The following is a 3,368-nucleotide window of genomic DNA, read 5'->3' as shown; positions in this document are numbered from 1 at the left end:
CCGCCTGTCCGGTGCGAACGCCACCGGCGGGATCGGCGGAGCCGGCGGGGCCGGCGGGGCCTCCCTCACCTCCGGCGTGAACGGTGGCAACGGCGGGATCGGCGGGCCCGGTGGATTCTTGTCGGGTGTCGGCGGTGCCGGTGGGGCCGGTGGGAACGCGACCGACGCGATCGGCGGCACCGGCGGAGCCGGCGGCAACACGGGCTTCCTCGGGGGCGAGCAATTGGGCGTGGGCGTTCCGCAAGGCGGTACCGGCGGGGCCGGCGGGATGAGCCTCACCGGCCAGGGCGGTACCGGCGGGGCCGGCGGGGCCGGCGGCCAGGTGGGCGGGAGCGGCGGGGCCGGCGGCCAGGGCGCCACCGGCGGCGACGGCGGCGCGGGCGGCGTCGCGTTCAACTTGGGGTGGGGATCCGCCATCGGCGGGACCGGCGGAGACGGTGGCATCGGTACGGTCGGCGCCGGTGGCAACGGCGGTCACGGTGGCGGCGCGATCATGGGGCCCTACAACTTCACCGTTGACACGTTCAACGGCCTGGCGGTCTACCCACCGGACTGGGGTTCGGCCACGGGCGGGCTCGGCGGCACCGGCGGCTTCGGCGTCACGACCGGTGGTACCGGCGGGACCGGCGGCACCGCGCAGAACTACTTGGCGACGGGACATTCCATCGGCGGCACCGGCGGGACCGGCGGCGGCGGCGCCAACGGCGGCAACGGTGGCACCGGCGGCAACGTCTTCGCGATCACCGCGGGCAATGTCACCGTCGGAACCGGCGGCGCGGCCGGCGGGCCCGGGGGGACACCCGGCAATCCCGGGCAGGTCGTCACGCCCTAGCGGGCGCCGGCAGCGACACGCGCGGCCACAGAGGAGGCTCCGCGACGGTCGAGGTCGCCCGACTCGTAGGCTGAACCGCGATGAGGGCACCGATCGAGACGTCGCCGCTGGCCTGGCTGGAGGCGGTGGAGCGGCAGCGCCGCGAGGCCGGGCTGCGCCGCTCGCTGCGGCCGCGGCCGGCCGTCGCCACCGAACTGGACCTGGCGTCCAACGACTACCTCGGCCTGTCGCAACACCCCGACGTGATCGAGGGCGGCGTCGCGGCGCTGCGCATCTGGGGCGCCGGTGCCACCGGCTCACGCCTGGTCACCGGCGACACCGAACTGCACCAGGAATTCGAGACCGAGCTCGCCGAGTTCGTCGGTGCCGCCTCGGCCTTGTTGTTCTCGTCGGGATACACCGCCAACCTGGGTGCCGTCGTCGGGCTGTCGGGCCCCGGTTCGCTGCTGGTGTCCGACGCCCTGTCGCACGCGTCGCTGGTCGATGCCTGCCGGCTGTCGCGCGCCCGCGTGGTGGTGGCGCCGCACCGCGACGTGGACGCGGTGGACGCGGCCCTGGGCGCCCGCGACGAGGAACGCGCCGTCGTCATCACCGACTCGGTGTTCAGCGCCGACGGCTCGCTGGCGCCGGTGCGCGAACTGCACGCGGTGTGCCGCCGCCGCCGCGCGCTGCTCATCGTCGACGAGGCGCATGGCCTCGGCGTGCGCGGCGACGGCCGCGGGCTACTGCACGAGCTCGGACTAGCGGGCGCCCCCGACATCGTGATGACCACGACGCTGTCCAAGGCGCTCGGCAGCCAAGGCGGCGTGGTGCTGGGGCCGGCGCCGGTACGCGCGCACCTGATCGACGCGGCCCGGCCGTTCATCTTCGACACCGGCCTGGCCCCGGCGGCGGTCGGCGCCGCGCTCGCCGCGCTGCGCGTCCTGCGGGCCGAGTCGTGGCGCCCGCAAGCCGTGCTGACCCATGCGCGCTTCCTGGCCGAGGCCTGCGGCGTGCCTGACGAGCCGGCGTCGGCGGTGGTGTCGGTGATCCTGGGTGATCCGGAAGTGGCGCTGGCCGCGGCGACCGCCTGCCTGGACGACGGCGTGCGCGTGGGCTGCTTCCGGCCGCCAACCGTGCCCACCGGAACATCGCGGCTGCGCCTGTCCGCGCGCGCGTCGCTGGACGCCGCCGACCTGGAGTTCGCGCGCCGGGTGCTGACGGACGTGCTCGCGGGACTCGTTTAAGGCGCGCCGTTGACCGTCCTGGTCGTCACCGGTACCGGCACGGGGGTCGGCAAGACGGTCGTCACCGCGGCGCTGGCGTGCCACGCCCGCCAGGCGGGCATCGACGTCGCGGTGTGCAAACCGGTCCAGACCGGGACCGACTGCGGCGACGACGATTTGGCCGAGGTGGCCCGGCTGTCCGGGGTCGGCGAGCTCGCCGGCCTGGCGCGGTACCCGCTGCCCCTGGCGCCGGCCGCGGCCGCCGAGCAGGCGGGAATCCCGTTGCCCACCGGCGAGCAGGTCCTGCGCCTCGTCCGGGACCTGGACCGGCCGCGGCGGCTGACGCTGGTGGAAGGCGCCGGCGGCCTGCTGGTCGAACTTGCCGACGCGGGCATCACGCTGCGCGACCTGGCCGTCGGGCTGGGCGCCGCCGCGCTCGTCGCCGTCACCGTGGAACTGGGCACCCTCAACCACACCGCGCTGACCCTGGAAGCGCTTGCCGCGCAGCGGGTTTCGTGCGCCGGGCTGGTGATCGGCAGCTGGCCGGCGCAGCCCGGGCTGGTGGAGACCTCGAATCGGGCCGCGCTGGCCGAGCTGGCGCCGGTCCGGGCGGCGCTGCCCGCGGGCGCCGGCTCGCTGGACACCGCCGGCTTCGCGGCGATGAGCGCCGCGGCGTTCGACCGCGACTGGGTGACCGCGCTGGTGGGCTGATGGTCCATTCGATCGAGCTGGTCTTCGACCCCGACACCGAGTCGGCGATCCGCCACATCTGGGCCGACCTGGCCGGCGCCGGCATTCCCAGCCAGGCGCCGGCCGGTCGGCCGCACGTGACTCTGGCCGTCGCCGAACGCATCGACCCCGGGGTCGACGCGCTGCTAGTCCCGGTCGCCCAACGACTCCCGCTGACCGCCACGATCGGCGCCGCGGTGCTCTTCGGGCGGGCGAACGTCGTGTTCGCGCGGCTCGTGGTGCCGACGGGCGAGCTGTTGGCGCTGCATGCCGAGGTGCACCGGCTGTGCCGTCCGCACCTGGCGCCCGCGCCGATGTCCAACAGCCTGCCCGGCCAATGGACCGCGCACGTGACGTTGGCCCGCCGCGTCGGCGGCCCCCAACTGGGCCGGGCGCTGCGCATCGCGGGCCGGCCGCCCCAGATCGACGGCCGGTTCGCCGGCCTGCGCCGCTGGGACGGCAACGCAAAGGCCGAGCACCCGATCGGCTGACGTCAGCCCGATTGGCCGGGTGCGCCTTGCGAGCCGGCTGCGCCGCCGGCGCCAACCTGGCCGGCGGTCCCGGCCAGGCCTCCGCTCCCGCCAGCGGCAGCGCCCGGGCCC

General features: G+C 76.1%; 4 protein-coding genes. All 4 read left to right on the top strand.

The features are described from left to right. A partial coding sequence (locus tag A5787_RS28700) for a hypothetical protein (RefSeq protein WP_304441175.1) occupies nucleotides 1-832 on the top strand: 832 nt, incomplete at its 5' end. 80 nt (nucleotides 833-912) lie between these two features. Continuing rightward, entirely contained in the window at nucleotides 913-2,058 is a 1,146-nt protein-coding gene (locus A5787_RS26265) for an 8-amino-7-oxononanoate synthase (protein WP_066972751.1), read from the top strand. A gap of 9 nt (nucleotides 2,059-2,067) precedes the next feature. Further along, the gene (bioD, locus tag A5787_RS26260) at nucleotides 2,068-2,748 is read left to right on the top strand and encodes a dethiobiotin synthase (protein WP_066972749.1); all 681 of its coding nucleotides are present in this window, start codon (nucleotides 2,068-2,070) and stop codon (nucleotides 2,746-2,748) included. Next, the gene (locus A5787_RS26255; RefSeq protein WP_066972747.1) at nucleotides 2,748-3,257 is read left to right on the top strand and encodes a 2'-5' RNA ligase family protein; all 510 of its coding nucleotides are present in this window, start codon (nucleotides 2,748-2,750) and stop codon (nucleotides 3,255-3,257) included. Before bioD ends, A5787_RS26255 begins: the two co-directional genes overlap by 1 nt. Nucleotides 3,258-3,368 lie beyond the last annotated feature (111 nt).

Source organism: Mycobacterium sp. 852002-50816_SCH5313054-b (assembly GCF_001667185.1).
Classification (GTDB): Bacteria; Actinomycetota; Actinomycetes; order Mycobacteriales; family Mycobacteriaceae; genus Mycobacterium.
The sequence above is the reverse complement of the archived record's forward strand: the minus strand, read 5'-3'. Positions and strand labels throughout refer to the sequence as shown.